Source organism: Undibacterium sp. SXout20W, from assembly GCF_049340285.1.
Taxonomy (GTDB): Bacteria; Pseudomonadota; Gammaproteobacteria; order Burkholderiales; family Burkholderiaceae_D; genus Undibacterium.
Genome location: NZ_JBMPPH010000142.1, coordinates 1 through 255 on the forward strand (window position 1 = coordinate 1; position 255 = coordinate 255).

At 47.8% G+C, this 255-nt stretch carries 1 protein-coding gene; it reads right to left on the minus strand.

The annotated features are described in order from the left end of the window. Window positions 1–255: GTP-binding protein (locus ACO0K1_RS20375; protein ID WP_423029042.1), on the minus strand; the 255-nt coding region annotated here is incomplete at both ends.

Sequence of the window (255 nt, forward strand, 5' to 3'; positions counted from 1 at the left end):
CAACTGCGCGTTCTGGTGTTGGGATGTAGCTGTCGAGTGCATCAGCCAATTTCATGATGGCTTCTTCGCCCAATGGACCTTTGTCGCCTTCAAGCGCCAATTTCGCGGAACCTTGGATGATTGGCAAATCGTCGCCTGGGAATTCGTATTTGGACAGTAATTCGCGTACTTCCATTTCGACCAATTCCAACAATTCAGCGTCATCAACCATGTCGCATTTGTTCAGGAACACGATGATGTATGGAACACCAACTT